General features: G+C 65.6%; 17 protein-coding genes. 5 read left to right on the top strand and 12 right to left on the bottom strand.

What is annotated here, in order from left to right; all coding sequences use genetic code 11:
- Window positions 1–41: 41 nt before the first annotated feature.
- A complete protein-coding gene (locus ACE191_RS19385) occupies window positions 42–1,037 on the bottom strand; it encodes a stage II sporulation protein M (RefSeq protein ID WP_400193896.1) in 996 nt (331 codons plus the stop codon).
- Between the two features lie 89 nt (window positions 1,038–1,126).
- On the opposite strand from ACE191_RS19385, the gene ACE191_RS19390 reads away from it, so the two are divergent.
- Window positions 1,127–1,876, top strand: a complete 750-nt coding sequence (locus ACE191_RS19390) for an RDD family protein (protein WP_400193897.1) — start codon at window positions 1,127–1,129, stop codon at window positions 1,874–1,876.
- Between the two features lie 72 nt (window positions 1,877–1,948).
- Entirely contained in the window at window positions 1,949–2,320 is a 372-nt protein-coding gene (locus tag ACE191_RS19395; protein WP_400193898.1) for a hypothetical protein, read from the top strand.
- 76 nt (window positions 2,321–2,396) lie between these two features.
- Here ACE191_RS19395 and ACE191_RS19400 read toward each other — a convergent pair whose 3' ends face one another.
- The 11 genes from ACE191_RS19400 to ACE191_RS19450 all read right to left on the bottom strand — a co-directional run bounded on the left by ACE191_RS19400 (window position 2,397) and on the right by ACE191_RS19450 (window position 16,430).
- Window positions 2,397–4,043: a GNAT family N-acetyltransferase gene (locus ACE191_RS19400; RefSeq protein ID WP_400194119.1), complete on the bottom strand. Its 1,647-nt coding sequence runs from the start codon at window positions 4,041–4,043 to the stop codon at window positions 2,397–2,399.
- Window positions 4,044–4,240: 197 nt separating this feature from the next.
- Entirely contained in the window at window positions 4,241–5,368 is a 1,128-nt protein-coding gene (locus ACE191_RS19405; RefSeq protein WP_400193899.1) for a hypothetical protein, read from the bottom strand.
- A 366-nt stretch (window positions 5,369–5,734) separates the two neighbouring features.
- Window positions 5,735–6,391 (bottom strand): CoA transferase subunit B, encoded by a 657-nt coding sequence (locus tag ACE191_RS19410; protein ID WP_400193900.1) that lies wholly within the window; start codon window positions 6,389–6,391, stop codon window positions 5,735–5,737.
- Window positions 6,392–6,512: 121 nt separating this feature from the next.
- Window positions 6,513–7,208, bottom strand: a complete 696-nt coding sequence (locus tag ACE191_RS19415) for a CoA transferase subunit A (protein WP_400193901.1) — start codon at window positions 7,206–7,208, stop codon at window positions 6,513–6,515.
- A 25-nt stretch (window positions 7,209–7,233) separates the two neighbouring features.
- Entirely contained in the window at window positions 7,234–7,563 is a 330-nt protein-coding gene (locus ACE191_RS19420; RefSeq protein WP_400193902.1) for a hypothetical protein, read from the bottom strand.
- A 68-nt stretch (window positions 7,564–7,631) separates the two neighbouring features.
- Entirely contained in the window at window positions 7,632–8,585 is a 954-nt protein-coding gene (locus tag ACE191_RS19425) for a bifunctional riboflavin kinase/FAD synthetase (RefSeq protein WP_400193903.1), read from the bottom strand.
- Window positions 8,586–8,638: 53 nt separating this feature from the next.
- Window positions 8,639–9,487 carry a tRNA pseudouridine(55) synthase TruB gene (gene truB, locus ACE191_RS19430; RefSeq protein WP_400193904.1) on the bottom strand — a complete coding sequence of 283 codons (849 nt, stop codon included), beginning with the start codon at window positions 9,485–9,487 and terminating at the stop codon, window positions 8,639–8,641.
- Window positions 9,484–10,290, bottom strand: coding sequence for an undecaprenyl-diphosphate phosphatase (locus ACE191_RS19435; RefSeq protein ID WP_400193905.1), 807 nt, complete (start codon window positions 10,288–10,290; stop codon window positions 9,484–9,486). The genes truB and ACE191_RS19435 overlap by 4 nt, the downstream gene beginning before the upstream one ends.
- A gap of 10 nt (window positions 10,291–10,300) precedes the next feature.
- On the bottom strand, window positions 10,301–10,612 hold the full coding sequence (locus ACE191_RS19440) for a DUF3098 domain-containing protein (RefSeq protein ID WP_400193906.1): 312 nt from the start codon (window positions 10,610–10,612) through the stop codon (window positions 10,301–10,303).
- A 127-nt stretch (window positions 10,613–10,739) separates the two neighbouring features.
- Complete coding sequence (locus tag ACE191_RS19445) at window positions 10,740–11,636, bottom strand: cell division protein FtsX (RefSeq protein ID WP_400193907.1); 897 nt, start codon at window positions 11,634–11,636, stop codon at window positions 10,740–10,742.
- A 210-nt stretch (window positions 11,637–11,846) separates the two neighbouring features.
- Complete coding sequence (locus tag ACE191_RS19450) at window positions 11,847–16,430, bottom strand: translocation/assembly module TamB domain-containing protein (protein ID WP_400193908.1); 4,584 nt, start codon at window positions 16,428–16,430, stop codon at window positions 11,847–11,849.
- 279 nt (window positions 16,431–16,709) lie between these two features.
- Between ACE191_RS19450 and tsaD the strand changes: the two genes are divergently transcribed.
- From tsaD to smpB, 3 genes are all read left to right on the top strand, one after another.
- Window positions 16,710–17,723, top strand: coding sequence for a tRNA (adenosine(37)-N6)-threonylcarbamoyltransferase complex transferase subunit TsaD (gene tsaD / locus ACE191_RS19455; protein ID WP_400193909.1), 1,014 nt, complete (start codon window positions 16,710–16,712; stop codon window positions 17,721–17,723).
- A 136-nt stretch (window positions 17,724–17,859) separates the two neighbouring features.
- Complete coding sequence (locus ACE191_RS19460; RefSeq protein ID WP_400193910.1) at window positions 17,860–18,273, top strand: thioesterase family protein; 414 nt, start codon at window positions 17,860–17,862, stop codon at window positions 18,271–18,273.
- 71 nt (window positions 18,274–18,344) lie between these two features.
- Window positions 18,345–18,812 (top strand): SsrA-binding protein SmpB, encoded by a 468-nt coding sequence (smpB, locus tag ACE191_RS19465; RefSeq protein ID WP_400193911.1) that lies wholly within the window; start codon window positions 18,345–18,347, stop codon window positions 18,810–18,812.
- Window positions 18,813–18,863: the final 51 nt, after the last annotated feature.

The raw sequence follows: 18,863 nt of genomic DNA on the forward strand, positions 1-18,863 counted from the left end.
GGCGGGTCGGGAAAAGGCAGGGCAGCATGCGGGCAGGGCGCTCAGGGCGCTTCGGCGTCGGGGTCGGCCAGGCCGAGGCCGAGGCCGAGGCGGGTGGCGCGGCGGTGCACATACCAGGGATACAGCACGAAGTAGCCCACGATGAACAGGGCCGAAAGGGCAATGACCGGCGCGCCCACCGTCCAGGGATGGGCCGGGGCGTGGCGCGTGACGAAGCCTTCGAGGAAGGCGGCCAGCACCACCAGCGGAATCAGCCCGGCCATCAGGCGCATGCCGTCGCGGGCCCCGCGCCGGAACGACTCGCCCCGCGGGTAGGCGCCCGGAAACAGCAGGCTGTTGCCCAGCACCAGGCCGGCGCCCGAGGCCAGCACCAGGCAGCTGATTTCGATGGTGCCGTGCAGCCAGATGCTCAGCACCGAGGGCAGCAGCTGGCCCTGCTCGTGAAAGAAATACTGGAAGCTGCCCACCATCACGGCGTTGCGAAACAGCAGATATACCGTGCCGCCGCCCGCCAGCAGGCCGGCGGCGAAGATGATGAGCGTCACCCGCACGTTGTTGAAGGCAATGCCCAGGAACATCAGGGTTTCGGGCGAGCTGCCGTAGATGTCCATGGGCCGGCGCTGGCGGATGTTTTCCAGCGTCTGGTTTACGTACCCGTCGCCCAGCACCAGGCGCACGAAGGTGGCGTCTTCGGCGGCGGAAAGGGCCCCCAGGCCGGTGAAAAGCAGAAACAAGCCCAGCGCCACCAGCAGCGTACGGCGGTAGTGGGCCACCAGCAGCGGCAGCTCGGTAAGCCAGAAGTAGCCCAGGGGCCGGCGGGCGGCGGCGGGCCGCTTGTAGAGCTGCTGGTGAAAGCCGGCGGCCAGCGCGTTGAGGCGCTGGGTTATGGGCGCGGTGGGGTAGAAGGTGCGCGCGTAGGCCAGGTCGTCGGTCAGGGCCACAAAGCGTTCGGCCAGCTCCTCGGGACTGGCGGCCGGCTCCTGCTCGTAGCAGCGCCACCGCTCCTGGTTCCGACGAATAAATACGGCTTCACGCATAAGTAAAGGCCCGGCAAATAAAATGGGCGCAATTCGAGCAGTAAGATGGTATTTTTGACGCTATTCTCCAATCCAGGTTCGGTTGCCCCATGGCTTTGTTGCGCATTCCCACCACCCAAAACGTCACGCTCGAATACGAAGTCGCCTCGGTGGGCGAGCGAATCGCGGCCACGCTCATCGATGTCCTGGTGCAGGTGGGCTGGCTGTTTTTCTGGATCTTGCTGTTCGGGGGTATTTCCGCCTTCAGCCAGGGGCTCGACAGCGGGGTGGGGGCGGTGCTGCTCTTTGTGCTGATGTTGCTGCCAATTTTCGTTTACCACCTGCTGTGCGAGTGGCTGCTGCAGGGCCAGAGCGTGGGCAAGCGCCTGATGAAGGTGCGCGTGGTGAGCCTCAACGGCCTGCCGCCGCGCTTCACCCAACTGCTGCTGCGCTGGGTGCTGCGCCTCATCGACGTGAGCACCTTCTACGGGCTGGTAGCCATCGTGAGCATTCTGGCCGGCGGGCGCGGGCAGCGCGTGGGCGACCTGGCCGCGGGCACGGCGGTGGTGCGCACCGCCCGGCGCACCGAAGAGGCCGATACCCGCCTGTTCGGCACCGACCACGACCCGCACTACCAGGTCACGTTTCCCGAAGCCGCCAACCTCACCGACCACGACGCGCGCCTGGTGCAGGAATTGGTCACCCAGGCCGAGCAGCGCGACGCCTACCACATTCTGGCCGACGTGGCCGAGCGCGTGCGCACGCTCACCGGCATCCGCAGCAGCATGCCCGACCACGGCTTCCTCATCACGGTGCTGCGCGACTACGCCTACCTGGCCCAGCAAGGCGCGACGGAGTAAATAACCGCAGGGCTCGTCACCTTCCCCGGGGCGGCTGCGTACGCATAGTCAGCAACCTCTGACTCTACGACCATGGCCCGACACCACCAGAACCCCGACGAATTCTCCGAGCTCAACAAGTTCGATACGCCCGACAACCTGCGCCGCGGCGCCGAAGCCGCCAACCGCCCTGCGGAGCGGCCCGGTCAGGCGGCCGAGCCGGGCGCCCACGCGCCGCACCAGGGCAGCCCCAACTACGCCGAGTTCGGCCAGGCCCCCGCGGCCGGCGCTACCCCGGTCGTCGGCGAAACCGCCCAGAACTTCCAGCCCCGCTACGGCCAGGAAACGCCACCCGAAGACCCCACGCAGACCAAGCGCGGCGACGAGCGTTTCCGCCGCAGCGGCACCCAGAACGTGGAAACCAACGAGCCCGCCAACCCCCACCACGGCCCCGAGGGCGAGTAACTTCAGGCTGATAAGCCAGTAAAAAAGCCCCGCGCTCGACCTGAGCGCGGGGCTTTTTGTGTGGCCTGCAGTTGGCTTACCCGGCCGTGTGCATGAGCTTGCGCTTGGTGGTGCGCGGGGCGCGCTCCTCGCCCTGGGCCAGCAGGTCGTCGTCGCGGTCGGTTTTCTTCACCGACCAGCTCACCGCGTACAGATCCTTGCGCCGGTCGCGCAGGTTGCGCACGGCCCCCGAGCTGTTGAGGTCCTTGAGCAGGTCCAGGTCGAGGTCGGCAATCAGGGTCATTTCCGTGTTCGGCGTGGCCTCGGCCACGATGGCGTCGTGGGGGAAGGCAAAGTCGGAGGGGCTGAACACGGCCGATTGCGAGTACTGAATGTCCATGTTCTCGACGCGGGGCAGGTTGCCCACCGAGCCGGTAATGGCCACGTAGCACTCGTTTTCGATGGCCCGGGCCTGGGCGCAGAGGCGCACCCGCTGGTAGGCGTTCTTGGTGTCGGTCCAGAACGGCACGAACAGGATCTTCACGCCTTCCTCGCTCAGCAGGCGGGCCAGCTCGGGAAACTCCACGTCGTAGCAGATCAGGATGCCAATTTTGCCGAAGTCAGTGTCGAAGCAGCGCAGCTTGTCGCCGCCGCGCATGCCCCAGTAGCTGGCCTCGTCGGGCGTCACGTGCAGCTTGTACTGCTCGTCCACGGTGCCGTCGCGGCGGCAGAGGTAGGCCACGTTGTGCAGCTTGCCGTCTTCGTACACCGGCATCGAGCCGGCAATGACGTTGATGTTGTAGCTCACGGCCAGCTCCATGAGCTTGGTTTTGATGGGCTCGGTGAAGGCCGCCATAGCCCGAATGGCCACCGCCGGCGACGATTCTTCGGTCAAAGCCATCAGGGGGGCGTTGAAGAACTCGGGGAACATCACGCAGTCGGCCTTGTAGCCCGACACGGTGTCCACGAAAAACTCCATCTGCTGGTAGAAGTCCTCCAGGCTGCGCACGGCGCGCATCTGCCACTGCACAATGCCGATGCGCACGTTGCTTTTGACGTTGCCGATGAGCTTCTCCGAGTCCTCGTCGTAGTACACGTTGATCCACTCCAGCAGCGTGGCAAAGGCCTTCGACTCGGAGTCGTAGGGCAGGTAGCCGCGGATGATCTTGCGCACGTGAAACTCGTTGGAGAGCTGGAAAGTCAGGATGGGGTCGGTCAGCTCCTTGTTGCGCACCATTTCCACGTACTTGGCGGGCGTCATCTCGCCCGCGTACTGGGCGTAGCCGGGAATGCGGCCGCCGGCCACCATGGCGCGCAGGTTCAGGCTTTCGCACAGCTCCTTGCGGGCGTCGTAGAGGCGGCGACCCAGGCGCAGGGAGCGGTACTCGGGGTCCACAAACACGTCGACGCCGTAGAGCGTGTCGCCGTCGGAGTTGTGGGTGTCGAACTTGCCGTTGCCGGTAATCTTGGAGTAGGTGTGCCGGTCGCCGAAGTCGGAGTACTGCACGATGATGGCCAGGGCCGCGGCCACCACCTGCCCGTTGTCTTCGATGCAGATCTGGCCCTCGGGGAATTTGCGCAGCAGGTTGTTGTACTCGTCCTGGGCCCAGGAGCCTTCCATGTTGGAGTACACCTTGTCCATGATGCCTTTCACGGCCTTGAAGTCGGATTTGCGCAGGGTACGCAGCACCAGCTTGTGGGCCGGCACGGCCGTGGGCGTGAGCAGCTCGGGCGTGGCGGGCATGCCCGGCAGGGTGTTCTTTTTAGGGGTGCCGCCGGATTTGGCGGAAGGAGAAGTAGGCATAGCACAAAAGGAGTTGGGCGCGACGGCGCAAAAGTACGGGCTTGAGGCCCGCCGCCGCGTGGGCAATTCCTAGCAACGTAAGCGGGGCCGGGGGTGTTCCGCTCGTCCGGCCGGGGCTTGGTCGGCGCCCACCGGCTTTACTGCCGCACCACGCGCTGCACCAGGGTGCCCTGCGGGGTGTGCACTGTGAGCAGCAGCACGCCGCGGAAGCTGCCCAGGGCCGCGGCCGGCAGCTCGGCCGTGCCGTGGCGCACCGGCAGGCGGCCGGCAAACAGCGCGCGACCGGCCAAGTCGGTGGCGCGCAGGGCTACCTCGGCGGTGTTGGGCAGACCCGTCAGCTGCAGCGGCGCCGATAACGTTGCGGGGTTCGGAAACACCGTCAGCGCACTCCGCTGGGCGGCCGGCCTGGCCGCCAGCACCAGGCGGCGGTAGATGTCGCGGTACTGCACGGCCGTAATTACCTCGGTGCCGCCCAGTTCCTGGGTGGTGATTTGCAGCAGCGGGATGCCCTGGCTTTTGCCCAGCCACTTGTAGAGCCGCGTTGGCGGCGGGTCGAAGCCCACGCCGGGGTTGCCCGGCAGGGCCACGGTGTCGTGGGCGCTGAGGCGGGTAACCACGCGCAGGGCCGCGAAGGTGCCGTAGGGCGTGGTGAGCGTGCCCCAGCCGTCGGCGTAGTTTACGCGCTTTTGCTGCTGGCCTAGGTAGGCCACGCCGGGCAGGTTGATGACGAAAGCCGAGTTGCTGGAGTCGCGCCGCTGGTAGGTGAGCGGAAAGCGGTATACCACGTCCTGCAGGGCCTGGCTCTGGTAGGTCACGGGCACGGGCGTGCCGCTCACCGTGGCGCCGAAGCCCACCGAGCGGTAGTCGGCCACCGACTTGTTGAAAAACTCGTTGGCGTTGCTCACGGCCGGAGCCCCGGGCACGGCCGGCAGCACCGTGGCTACCGGCGCCACCAGATTGGCCCGGTTCACGCCCCCGGTTAGCCCGAAGACGAACTGAAACACCAGCGGCACCGTGCTCAGGGCCGCGAACTGCTCGACCGCCTGCGCCGTGGGCTGCAAGGCGGCGAAATTCCAGGTTTGGTTGGGGCCGCTCTGGCTAAGCAGGGGGGCGCCGGCGGGCAGCGTGGGCGCTGCCCGGCTTATCCGCAGCGTGTCGCCGGGCCCAGGCAGGTCGGCCGCTAGTATGGTGATGGGCGTCTGCGCGCGGACCGTCAGGGCCGGCAAGCTTAGCAAAACAACCAGGGCGTAGCAGTAAGGGCGCATAGGCAACAAGATGGCGGGAGTGAGGCAGGGTAGGAAGGGGGCGGCCCGCTGCCGCAGCGGCGCCGGGTAAGGCCGATGAGTGGCGGCTCAGCAGGACTGGCCGGAACGGTAGCCAGGTTCCGGGGCGGGCAAGCAGGTAAACTATTTTCGATTTTCCGGGAAGTGTTTACAAGCCCTGTAAACAATTATCCCCGTTTTGAAAAAAAGTTTACAAGCCCCGGCGCGAACCAGGCCGATTCCTGCGAAGCGACAGCCGTACCGGTTTTTACCACCTGAAGAGAATCGGCGAACCGGCCGGAAGATACAAAGCCGCGCGGCCCCGGAAACTCCGGTGCCGCGCGGCTGTTCAGGGCAACCCCAGTGAGGCTACAGCTGCATTTCGGGTACTTCGCCCGCGGGCACCACCAGCTTGCCGGCGGTAGCGGCCTGAATCTGCTCGACCGTGACGCCCGGCGCCCGCTCGCGCAGCACGAAGCCGTCGGGCGTCACGTCGATGACGGCCAGCTCGGTCACGATTTTCTTTACGCAGCGCAGGCCGGTGATGGGCAGGGTGCAGTCGGCCAGCAGCTTGCTCGAGCCGTCGCGGGCCACGTGCTGCATGGCCACGATGATGTTCTTGGCCGAGGCCACCAAATCCATGGCGCCGCCCATGCCCTTCACCATCTTGCCGGGAATCTTCCAGTTGGCAATGTCGCCGCGCTCCGACACTTCCATGGCGCCGAGGATGGTCAGATCCACGTGCTCGCCGCGAATCATGGCAAAGGAGTCGGCCGAGGAGAAGATGCTGGAGCCGGGCAGGGTGGTGACGGTCTGCTTGCCGGCGTTGATCAGGTCGGGGTCCACCTCGTCTTCGGTGGGGAAGGAGCCCATGCCCAGCAGGCCGTTTTCGCTCTGCAGCACCACGTTGATGCCGGCGGGAATGTAGTTGGCCACCAGCGTGGGAATGCCGATGCCCAGGTTGACGTAGTAGCCGTCCTGTACTTCTTGCGCAATGCGCCGGGCAATGCCGTGTTTGTCTAGCATGTCTTTTTCAGAATGTGGTAAATGTGGATAATGTGGAAGAAGGTGCTGATGTGGAGAATGTGCTGATGGTCGTTCTTATCAGCACGTCAGCACATTCAACACATTCCGCACATTCGTCACATTAAACCCTAACCGTCCGCTGCTCGATGCGCTTCTCGTAATCCTTGCCCTGGAAGATGCGCTGCACGAAGATGCCGGGCGTGTGAATCTGGTTGGGGTCCAGCTCGCCGGCGGGCACCAGCTCCTCCACCTCGGCCACCGTGATTTTGCCGGCCGTGGCCATCATGGGGTTGAAGTTGCGGGCCGTGCCTTTGAAAATGAGGTTGCCAGCCGTGTCGCCCTTCCAGGCTTTCACCAGGGCGTAGTCGGCGTGCAGGGCGGTTTCGAGCAGGTACATCTTGCCGTTGAACTCGCGCGACTCCTTGCCTTCGCCCACCTCGGTACCGTAGCCGGCAGGGGTGTAGAAGGCCGGGATGCCCGCTCCGCCGGCCCGGCAGCGTTCGGCCAGGGTGCCCTGCGGAATCAGCTCCACCTCCAGCTCGCCGGCCAGCAGCTGCCGCTCAAATTCGGCGTTTTCGCCCACGTAGGAGGAAATCATCTTGCGCACCTGCCGCCGCTGCAAGAGCAGCCCGATGCCGAAGTCGTCGACGCCGGCGTTGTTGGAAATGCAGGTGAGGTCTTTCACGCCCAGGCGCAGCAGCTCCTGGATGGCGTTTTCGGGAATGCCGCACAGGCCGAAGCCGCCGAGCATGAGCGTCATGCCGTCGGCGATGCCCTGCAGGGCGGCCTGGGCATCGGCTACCACTTTGTTGATCATGAAACGAAGAGGGGAAAGATGAGGGTCAGGCGCCGTAGCGCAGCGCAAGATAGCGGGAGATGACGCGCCGCGCCTCGCCCACGCGGCGGTTGAACAGGCGCATCACCAGCAGGCCCAGCAGCCCGAAGCGCCCGGCCAGGGCCGCCGTCCAGTTGTCGGGCAGGGCTTCTTCCACCAGCAGACCGCCGGTTTTCACCCAGATCTGGGCCCCCGGCCGGGTGCTGCGCCAGGCCAGAATGCAGGTGCCGTGCACGTAGCGGCAGAGGCGGTACGAGTACTGGGGCAGTTGGTCTTCGAGCTCGATGAGCAGGGCCTCGAGCGAGGGCAGCGGGCGGGCAGGACGAATTACAGCCATGCACAAACCTACTAGTTCTGCCAGGATTGCCCGTCGTGGCGGCCGCGTTAGCGGGCCGTAAACTGAAATCAGCCGCCGACCAGGTGCTGGCGGGCGGCGTCGGCGTCGCGGGCCAGCTGGGCTTTCAGCGCGTCGAGGCCACTGAACTTCTGCTCGTCGCGCAGGCGGGCCACAAACTCCACCCGCAGCGGCTGGTCGTACAGGTCGCCGTCGAAGTCGAGCAGGTGGGCCTCTACGGTCAGGTCGGGGTTGCCGCCCACGGTGGGGCGCACGCCGATGTTGAGCATGGCCTGGTGGTGGGTGCCGGCGGCCGTGGTGGCCAGCACAGCGTACACGCCGCGGCCCGGTACCAGCTTCAACGGCTCGTCGCTCACCAGGTTGGCCGTGGGGTAGCCGATGGTGCGGCCCAGCTGCTGGCCGCGCACCACTGTGCCGGTGAAGGGGTAGCTGTAGCCCAGGTAGCGGTTGGCGGTGGCCACGTCGCCGGCCTCAAGGGCGCGGCGGATGCGGGTGCTGCTCACGCCCACCGCATCTACGTCTTCGCGCGGAATTTCCTCGACTTCCAACCCGTATTCGCCGGCGTGCTCGCGCAGGTACTCGAAGCTGCCCTCGCGGTTGCGCCCGAAGCGGTGGTCGTAGCCGATGACCAGCTTGCCCGTGCCCACCGTGCGCAGCAGCAGCTCGCGGATGTACTGCTCCGAGGTCCAGGCGGCAAACTCGCGGGTGAAGGGCACGATGAGCAGGTAGTCGACGCCGTACGATTCGAGCATGGCAATGCGCTCGTCGAGGGTGTTGAGCAGGTGCAGCTGCCGGGGCTCGGGGTGGGCGGCCGGCGGGGCCAGCACCAGCCGCGGGTGGGGCCAGTAGGTGATGACCACGCTCGGGCCGCCCGAGTGGCGGGCCACTTCCTGCAGGCGGTGCAGAATGCGCTGGTGCCCCACGTGCACGCCGTCGAAGGTGCCGCTGGTCACCACGGCATTGGTCAGGCGGGGAAACGCGGCGGGGTCACGAACAACTTGCATGGGGCAGAAGGAAAAGAAGCGCGGGCGGCTGCCCGCGGGGCAGAATAGGGTTGCTACGCAGGGGTGGGCGCGTCGGGTGCGCCGGTGGCGGGGGCATCCGGGGCAGCGGGCTGCTGGGCCTGAAAGTACTCCAGGCCGGCGCGGCGCTCGGGCCGGCGCTCCGGGCGCCGCGGCCGGGCGGGGCCGGGTTCCCCCTCGGGGCGGGGCAGGCGGCGGGCTTCCAGATCGGCAATGCTCAGGGCATCTTCCAGCCGATACTCGCCGATGCGGGTGCGCACGAGCTTGCTCAGGTGGGCGCCGCAGCCCAGGGCCGCGCCGAAGTCGCGGGCCAGGCTGCGGATGTAGGTTCCCTTGGAGCACACCACGCGGAAGTGCACCTCGGGCAGTTCGATGCGGGTAATGTCGAAGGCCTTGATGGTAACCTGCTTGCTTTTGATTTCGGCCTCGGCACCGCGGCGGGCCACCTCGTAGGCCCGCTCGCCGTTCACCTTCACGGCCGAAAACAGCGGCGGCGTCTGCTCAATCAGGCCCGTAAACGGGGCCGTGGCCGCCCGAATCTGCTCCTCGCTGAGGTGCTCATAAGGCCGCTCGGCATCCACAGGGGTTTCCAGGTCGAAGGAAGGCGTGGTCTGGCCCAAGCTGAAAATGCCGGTGTACTCTTTTTCCTGGGCCTGAATCTGGTCGATGCTCTTGGTTTGCTTGCCGGTGCACAGGATCAGCAGGCCGGTGGCCAGCGGGTCGAGCGTGCCGGCGTGGCCGATTTTGCGGGCCCGCAGGGCGTACTTGGCCTTCTTCACCACGTCGAACGAGGTCCAGGTCAGCGGTTTGTCGATGAGCAGAATCTCGGCGGGTTCTGGCTCGGGCTGCGGCTGGGGGGCCTTGCGAAGGGGCAGTTGGCTCATACCAGCTGCATGTCAATGCCCAGGGCTAGCATCACCAGAATCAGCCCGCCCACGATGATGCGGTAGATGCCGAAGGCGCGGAAGCCGTAGCGCGAAACGAAATCGACGAACAGCCGAATGGCCAGCAGCGCCACCACGAAGGCCACGGCGTTGCCGAACAGCAGCTGCTGAATCTGCTCCCCCGTCAGCGGCGGGTTGTCCTGGTAGAAGTCGTACATGTCCTTCACCGAAGCCGCCGCCATGGTGGGCATGGCCAGGAAGAACGCAAACTCGGCGGCGGCACGGCGCGTGAGCCGCTGGCTGAGCCCGCCGATGATGGTAGCGGCCGAGCGGCTGATGCCCGGCACCACGGCAATGCACTGAAACAGGCCGATAATGAAGGCCTGCCGGAAGCCGGGGTTGGTGACGGGGTGCCCGCCCTCGGCCGAGTCCTGCTGCGGAAACCAGCGGTCCACGAACAGCAGCACAATGCCGCCCAGCAGCAGCGTGAAGCCCACCACGGCTACCGAGCCGAGCAGGATGTCGATGTACTTCTTCAGCAGCAGCCCCACCACCACGATGGGCAGAAAGGCCACCAGCAGCTTCAGGTAGAAGTCGAAGCTCTGGAAAAACCGCCGCCAGTACACCACCAGCACCGACAGGATGGCCCCGAGCTGAATCACGACCAGGTAAAGCTTGGTGAAGGCCGTGGTCGGGACGCCGACCAGCGCCGAGGCAATGATCATATGCCCGGTGCTGGAAACGGGTAAAAACTCGGTCAGCCCCTCGACGATGGCCAGGAGCAGCGCGTGCCAATAACTCATGCGGGGAAGGTTAGCGCCGTTGGTAGGTGGGCTGCACCGGCGCGGCGGGCGGCGGGGTAGTGCCGGGCGCGGCCGGGCCAGCAGTCGAGCTCAGCGGGGCGGCCGGGGCGTCGGCGGCGTGGCCCGAGCGCACCATGATGGCGAAGAACTCGATGACAAAGCCGGCCAGCAGCAGCAGCGGGCCCAGCGTGAGGCCCAGGAAGCCCTGGCCGTAGTCCTCGCCGTCGAGCGACATGGTGATAAAGCCGGCGGCCAGCACGCCCAGGCCCAGGAACATCAGCCGGTAGTTGCGCGGCCCAAAAGCAAAGCGGGGAGAGGTCATATGCAGCAGTTCGTTAAGCTGGGGAGCGGGGCCAGACCCGGGTCCGCAGCAGTATGGGTAATAAGCAAAGCGCGAATATCGCGCTAGATGAGGGTTTGGGGCCGCCGGTTGCCCGCGGCCGGCCGGATCAATACAAATCGTCGAGCGACATGCGCAGGTACTTGCGCACGGCGCGGTAGGAGCTGAAAAAGCCGATGACGCCGCCCAGCACCACCAGGGTCAGCAGCACCGCGCCAATCAGCCGCTCGTCGCGCAGCAGGCGGATTTCGGTGACTTCCAGGTAGGACCACTGCAGCAAAGCCAGCAGCATCAGGCCAGCCAGCACCCCGCCCACGATGCCCTGCCAGGTGGCCCGGCGCAGAAACGGCCGCTGAATAAACCACGACGTGGCACCCACCAGCTGCATGGAGCGAATCAGGAAGCGCTGCGAGAACAAGGCCAGGCGAATAGTATTGTTGATGAGAATGACCACCACCACCGTCAGCAGCAGGGCGAAGCCCAGCAGCACCAGGCTCACCCGGCGCAGGTTGCGGTTCACGTCGCTGATAAAGCTTTCCTCCACGGAGGTTACCTCGAACACGCCCGGCTGCCGGCGCAAGTCGGCGCTGACCTGCCGCAGCTGGCTCACGTCGGCGTACTCGGCGTTGATTTTCAGGATGTAGGCGTCGCGCAGAGGGTTGTCGCCCAGAAACTGCTGGAAGTCCTCGCCCGTGAGCTGCACAAATTCCTGGGCGCCTTCTTCCTTCGACATGAAGCGCACCTGCGGCTCGCTGCCCCGGTAGGCCACGTAGGGCTTCTGGGCAAAGCTGCGCTGCAAGGCCAGCAGCTGGGTTTCGGGCAGGTTGCGCTCTAGGTACACCTGCACTTCCAGGTTTTCGCGCACGGCCTGGGAAAGCTTGTGCGCGTGCACCAGCAGCAGCCCAAACAGCCCAATGACCAGCAAGGCCAGCGTGATGCTGAACACCACCATGGTGTGCGGGTAGCTGCCAAGCTTTTTCTTACGGGCGGGGCGGAACTGGGGCATGAGGGGCAAAGGTAAGGTCATTTATCATTGATCATTTAACATTGATCAAGCAGATACCTTCTGGAAAGCCCGGCTAAAGATCAGCTATGAGGTGGGGCTACTGACGGCGGCGCCTGCCGAAGCCGGCACTACATCATGCTGTAAACCCAGGAGTCGTTGAACGACAGCCGAGAGTCGTTGAATAGCTGATAAATGTTAATTGATAAATGATTACAGTATTGTCCGCGGGTCGTCATCGATGGTGAGCTGCTCGCGGGCTTTGCGGGCGGCTTCCTCGCGGCGGCGCAGGCGCTTACGGGCAAACAGCTCAGTGAGGTTGTCGAACTGCTCGGTGTGCACGAAGCTCAGGCCGGCCCGCTGCTGGTTCACGAACTGCTGGCCCAGGTCGCGGGGCGTGGTTTCGTAGCGCAGGCGTACGCGGAACTTGCCGTCCTTGCGCACAAAGTACTCCAGGCTCAGGTCGCCCACCAGCGAGGTCTGGGCCACGCCGCTGGGGTTTTCGGGCGTTACCGAGCCGGCCACGGCGTTGTTGCTGATGCCGCCCTGGCGGGTGAAGCGCAGGCGGCCTTCGAGCAGGCTGTAGCTCAGGCGCACCTGCAGGCGCTGCAGTTCTTCGGCCGTCACGCCGTCGAGGTTGAAGTTGATTTCCAGGTTCTGATCGATCTGCGAGGTGAGCAAGCCCAGCTGGGTCGACAAAATCTGGCCCAGGCTGTTCTGCACCGTGCCCGAGCCGCTCAGGGCCGCGTTGCCGAAGCCGCCCACGGTGGAGAGCTGCCGAAACAGCAGCAGCGAGAATACCTGCCGGTTCAGCTCCTGCTCGTCGTTGCGGATGCTCGACAGAAACGAGGTCAGCGCGCCTTCCAGCGACGAGGGTGCGTCGTTGAACTCCAGGCCCAGCTGAATGCGGGGCAGCAGCATGTCGCCGGTCAGGTGCATCACGGCCGTCACCGAGGCGGTGGCGTTTTCGTTGCCCACGTCGCTGCCCTGCTGCAGAATGGGAGCCAGCGGGGTGCGCTGGGTATAGGTGGCCGTCACGTCCATCTGCCCGGCCAGCGGGTCGCCGTTCCAGGTGAGCGAGCCGCCGGGCCGCACCTGAAACTCCTTGTTTACCAGGCCCTGCAGGGTGAAGTTGTAGGCCCCGCGCACGATTTCCAGCTGGCCGTACATGTTGAAGTCGCCGCGGGTATCGATGTTGAGGCGCAGCTGCCCGGCGGCCGAGCCGCGAATCACGTCGCCGGTGCTTTCGTCCAGAATCACCTCCATGTAGGCGTCGGGCGTCACGTCGAACACGCCGTTGAAGATGATGCCCGACAAATCGACCTTGGGGCGCACCGGCCCGACGGGCGTGCGGGTGGTGTCCTGCAGGGCCGGGTTGCGGTTCACGAAGCGGATGTAGTTGGCCTGGGTGGCGGTGGCGGCGTTGTCGAGGGGCAAAGCCAGGCGGGTGCCCGCGTCGGTGCGGGCGCGCACGTCAATCACCAGGTTGTCAACCGGGCCAGTCACGGTGGCCGTGCCGGTGGCGAAGGCCGTGCCGAAGTACAGCTCGTTGTCGCGGCGGGTGGTGTTGAGCACCTGCATGCGGCGGAAGGAGGCCCGCAGCGCCAGGCGCATGTCGTCGAAGCCGCGGTGGTAGATGGTGCCGTCGAAGGTGCCGGTGTTGCCCAGCACGTCGCGCAGGCGAATGTTGCGGAACACCATGCGGTCCTCGAAAAAGCGCAGGCGGTCCTCGAAGGTGTAGGTGGTGTTCAGGTAGGCGAAAGTGAGCTGCCCGCCGCGCACGTCCACGTCGCCGCGCAGGCGGGGCGAGGCAAACTTGCCGGTCAGGCGCAGGGTGCCGCGGCTGGTGCCGCCCAGGTTGGTGAGCACGCCCGCCAGGAAGGGCTCGGCCAGCTTGATGGGCGCGTCGTTGAGCACGCCGGTGAGGTTGAGCTGGTCCTGCGCGGCTCCCGGGGCAATGCTGCCGGCCACGCTCAGCACGTTCTGCCGGTCGCGCTCCACGTTCAGGTTCACGCCCAGGCGGCTGGCCTGGTTGTCCCAGTTCGACACGCCCGTGACGTTGCCGATCAGCACCCGGTCGAAGTACAGCGAGTCGACGCTGAGGCGGGCGGCGGCCACCAACTGGCCGAATACGCCGCGCACGTCGCCCACGGCGTACACGCGCCCGGTCATGTTCTGGCCCGTGAGCGGGGCCAAGGTAGCCAGCTCCAGGTTGCGCACTTCCAGGTGCAGGCTGCGGGTGGGGTCTTCCGATACCTGCCCCACGGCGCTGATGAACTGCTCGCCGCTGGCAATGGTGAAGTTCTGCACGTCGATTTCGCGCCCGCCGCCGCGCACCGTAATCACGTTGTCCTGGGCAATGGTCCAGTCGCGGCCCAGCAGGTTTACGCCCGACTGCCGGAACACCAGCTGCACCGCGCCGGGCAGAAAGTCCAGCGCCCCGTTGATCTGGGCGCGGTTGGTGGTGCCGGTCTGCGCCAGCGACGAGGAGAAGTTGATCTTGTCCTGGTCCCACACGCCTTCCACGTAGAACTGCTCGGTGGCGCCCAGTCCCGGCAGGCGCTGGCGGGTGCTGGTGATGCTGGTCTGGGCCAGTACCTCGGGGGCGTAGGGCAGCTTGGAGGTCAGCAGGTCGAAGTCTACATTCTCGGCCCGGATGCTGTCGTACTGCACGCGGGCCACGGTGCCGCTCAAATTCAGAATGGACGTGTTGCCGTTGCGAAACGAGCCCTCCACCCGGGTCGAGTCGCTGAGCGTGAGCTGGGGCAGAAAGACGTGGATGAGCGGGTTGGGCCGCTTCAGGTACAGGTTCAGGGCAATGGCGTAGTCGGGGGCGGCCAGGCGGCGCTTGCGGCGGTAGTAGGCGGCGGTGGCGGCCGCGTCGCCCTCGAAGTTGAGCAGGTACTCCTGGGCCAGCTGCTCCACGTCGCGAATCACCCGCGAAAACTCGAAGTTGCCCTGGGCGCGCAAGTTGAAGGCGTCGGAGCGCATGGCCAGCAGCCGCTCGCCGTTGCGGCGGGTGGCTAGCAGATCGAGCGTGTCGAGGTGCACCGCGCGGCCCTGCAGGTTCAGGCGGGTGTCGCGCAGGTGAATACGGCCCAGCAGCGCGTCCAGGGTCAGGCCCTGGAACTTCACGTCGGCGCGGGTCGAAATCGTGAGCGGGCGGTCAATCAAACCCAGGGCCTGCAGGTTGGCGCGCTGCACCGTGGCCACCACGTCGAAGGCCTGCTGGCGGCCGAAGCTGATGGTGCCCTCGCCGCTGACCTGCAGGTTGGGGTCCTGCACGCGCACCTTGCCGTCGAAGGACTGCTGGCTCAGCTCGCCGTCGGTTACCTGGATGTTGCGGTAGCGGTAGCCCTTGACCCAGATGTGGGGAATGGTGGCCGTGACGCGGGCGCGGGCACCTTCAGGGGTGAAGCCCTGGCCCTGCACCCGGCCGTTGATGGCCACGTCGCGCACCACGCTTTCGTCGCCCAGCAGCTTGCCCAGCTGAAAGCCGCTGGTGCGCACCGTGCCGGCGTAGGACGAGAAGCGCGCGTCGTTCTTGAACTTCAGGTTGACGTCGGAGCTGAGGTTGCCCAGACGGGTGCGGAAGTCGCCGTTGGCCACGAAGTCGTTGTAGAAGCCCAGGAACTGGCCGTTGAGCTGCACGGTGCCCAGCCGCTGGAAGTAGGGGTACACGCTGGCGGGCAAAATGGGCTTCAGGTCGCGGGGGTTGAGCACCGAGCCGGGGCGCAGGCGCAGCTCGGCAAAGGTTTCCTTCCACTCGGGCAGGCCCTCAGCCGTCACGTTGCCGATGATGCGGGTGCCGCCGTTGCTGTAGCGCAGGTCGAGGTTGCGGGCCACGAAGTTGCGCACGTAGCCCTTGGCCTCGCCCGAAATCGTGATTCGCTCGCCCCAGCCCCAGAGCTGGGGGGCAAACTGGGCAATGTCGTCGGAGTACACCACGCTGGGCTGCAGGCGGGTGGTCATCTTCACCGAGTCGTTGAACTCGGTGAAGTTCAGGAAATGCTCGTACTCGAACTTGACGTAATCGCGCAGGCGGCTGCGGCCCACGCGCAGGTCCAGGTCCTCGAATTCCCAGAACTTGGAGGCGTAGGTCATGTCGGCCGCGAGGTGACGCAGCCGGGTTTTGGAGGGCAGGTCGGTGGCCCGCATGTTGGCAATACGGGCGTGAATGGTGTCACCCCGAAACCAGATCTGCGAGAGGTCGGCGTACACGCTGTCGATAAACATGTGCGCGTAGTCCATCGACTTGCCGTAGTACGGCTCGCGCTTCACGTTCTGGCGGTCGAGCACGAAGCGGGCGTTGCGCAAGTCCACGGCCTCAATCTTGAAGTCGAAGGGCGTCTTGGCCTTGGTGGTGTCGGGGGCGCCGATGAGCTTTTTTACCGCCCCGATGAACTGGTCGAGGTTGGTGGAGTCGGGCTGGCCGGCGTAGGTGACCATGGAAAACCGCGGCTCGGTGAGCGTGGCCTTGCTGATGTAGAGCTTGTTGGGCGAGAAGATGGAGAAGACGCTGATGTCGACCTCGGTGCGGCCGATGTGGAACAGCTCCTGGCCCCGGCGGTCGAGCACGTGCACCTGGTCGAGCACCACCCGCGTGAAGGGCCGCACGTCGACGCGCCCGATCGTGACTTCGTGGCCCAGCTTGTCGGAGAGCAGGTCGGCCACGCGGTGGGCCACCCGCGTCTGCACGGCCGGTACGCGCAGGGCCAGCATCGCCACGCCCAGCACCAGGCCGAGCACGACCAGCAGCCCCAGCAGCACCTTCAGAATGGCCTTTATAACTTGCACGCGGTTTTCGGGAGGAAAGGAATGCGGCGGCGCCAACAACAATCGGCCCAGCTGCAAGACGTAAACGCCGGTTTCGGGGATGCTTGTGCCTTCCCAAACCACGGAATTTCTGCGAAATTAGTGCTTGGCGCGTAGTGCCGGGTGCCGAGGACGGCGGCGACGAGCCAGGACGAATGGGTTTCGGCCCGCCCGCCGCTTTCTCGCTTGCAGCAAGTACCGGGATTTTCGGCTTTCCCCCGCTGCGCCCCCTGTATCCGTTTTTCAGCCCTGCAAACTCCCATGCCCGAACATCCGCTTATTCTCGCCATTGAATCGTCGTGCGACGACACCGGGGCTGCCGTAATAGCCGGCGGCCGGCTGCTGGCCAACGTGGTGGCCGGCCAGCAGGTGCACGAGCAGTACGGCGGCGTGGTGCCCGAGCTGGCCTCGCGCGCCCACCAGCAGCACCTGCTGCCGGTGGTGCAGGCCGCCCTCCGCCAGGCCGGCGTGCAGAAGGAAGACCTCGACGCGGTGGCCTTCACCCAGGGCCCGGGGCTGCTGGGCTCGTTGCTGGTGGGCGGCATGTTTGCCAAGAGCTTCGCCCTGGCCCTGGGCAAGCCGCTGATTGGCGTCAACCACATGCGGGCCCACATCCTGGCCCACTTCATTGAGGAGCCGCGGCCGCAGTTTCCGTTTCTGTGCCTGACGGTGAGCGGCGGCCACACCCAGCTGGTGGTAGTGCGCAGCCCGCTCGACATGGAAATTGTGGGCCAGACCCAGGACGACGCCGCCGGCGAGGCCTTCGACAAAACCGCCAAGCTGCTGGGCTTGCCCTACCCCGGCGGCCCGCGCCTCGACAAGCTCGCCAGCCAAGGCAACCCGCTGCGCTTCCCGTTCCCCGTGAACCAGATGCCGGGCTACGACTTCAGCTTCAGCGGGGTGAAAACGGCCGTGATGTACTTCCTGCGCCAGCAAAGCCAGCAGAATCCCAAGTTCATCGAGGAAAACCTGGCCGACCTCTGCGCCAGCATCCAGCACACCATCATCCAGACGCTGGTGCGCCAACTGCGCCGCGCGGCCAAAGATTATGGTCTGACTGACATTGCCATTGCCGGGGGCGTGGCCGCCAACTCGGGCCTGCGCGCCGAGCTGCAGCGCCTGGCCCTGGAGCTGGGCTGGCAGGTGTTTATTCCCGCCTTCCAGTACTGCACCGACAACGCCGGCATGATTGCCATGGCCGCCCAGTTCCAGTACGAGGCCGGCGACTTCACCACCCAGCTCGCCAGCCCCGACCCGCGGCTAAAGCTGGGGTAGGGTTGGCTTTTCGTTGTTGGGAGTTGGTGCCTTAAGGTTGAGAGTTAGTGCCTTTGATGGGTGCGTAGGCATACGAACAACCAACAACGAAAAACGAATCAGGCCAAAAACCAAAAACAAACAACCAAAAACCAGAATGACCAACCCCTTCTGCCCCGGTGACCAGCAAACCCACCGCTACACCGTCGTACCGGCCGATTTTGCCCACTTCGCGGCCGGCGGCGGGCTGGTGCACCCGGTGTTGAGCACTTTCGCCCTGGCCCGCGAAATGGAGTGGGCGGGGCGCCTGTTCGTGCTGCACATGCGCGAGGACGGGGAGGAGGGAATCGGTACGATGCTGCAGGTGCAGCACCACGCCCCGGCCTTTGCGGGCGAAAACCTGGAGCTGACTGCTACCTTTGCCGCCCTCGACGGCCGCGAGCTGACCTGCACCGTAGAAGCCCGCGTGGGCCCGCGGCTGGTAGCCACGGGCCGCACCGGCCAGCGCATTGTGGACAAGCAAAAGCTTGCTGCCCGCTTTGCCACGCTGCGCGCCGAAGCTGCCCGCTAGGCGGCTGCCACACCTTTTTCCGGGCCACTGACCCTTCCCCAGCGGCCCGCTGCGACTCCCTCCCGACTCCCATGGCCAAAGCCAAAGAAAACGCCCCGCGCCACGTCAACATCCAGAACCGCCGCGCCGGCTACGAATATTCCTTTCTCGTCAAGTACACCGCCGGCATGGTGCTGGTGGGCACCGAAATCAAGAGCCTGCGGGTGGGCAACGCCAACATCACCGAGGGCTACTGCACCTTTCAGCACAACGGCACGCTGTGGCTGCACGGCGTGACCATTGCCCAGTACACCGAGGGCACCTACAACAACCACGAGCCCACCCGCCCGCGCCAACTGCTGCTCACCAAAAAGGAAATGCGCCAGCTGCACGCCAAAAGCCAGGAGCAGGGCCTCACCATCATTCCCACCCGCATGTTCATCAGCGAGCGGGGCTTCGCCAAGGTGGAAATTGCCCTGGCCCGCGGCAAAAAGCTCTACGACAAGCGCGAAGACCTCAAAGCCAAGGACCAGAAGCGGGAAATGGACAGGTTGAGGTAACAGGTAACACGTGACACGTAACAGGTGATGAGGTGGTGGGTAAAAGGTGAA

The organism is Hymenobacter sp. B81 (assembly GCF_044628455.1).
GTDB lineage: Bacteria > Bacteroidota > Bacteroidia > Cytophagales > Hymenobacteraceae > Solirubrum.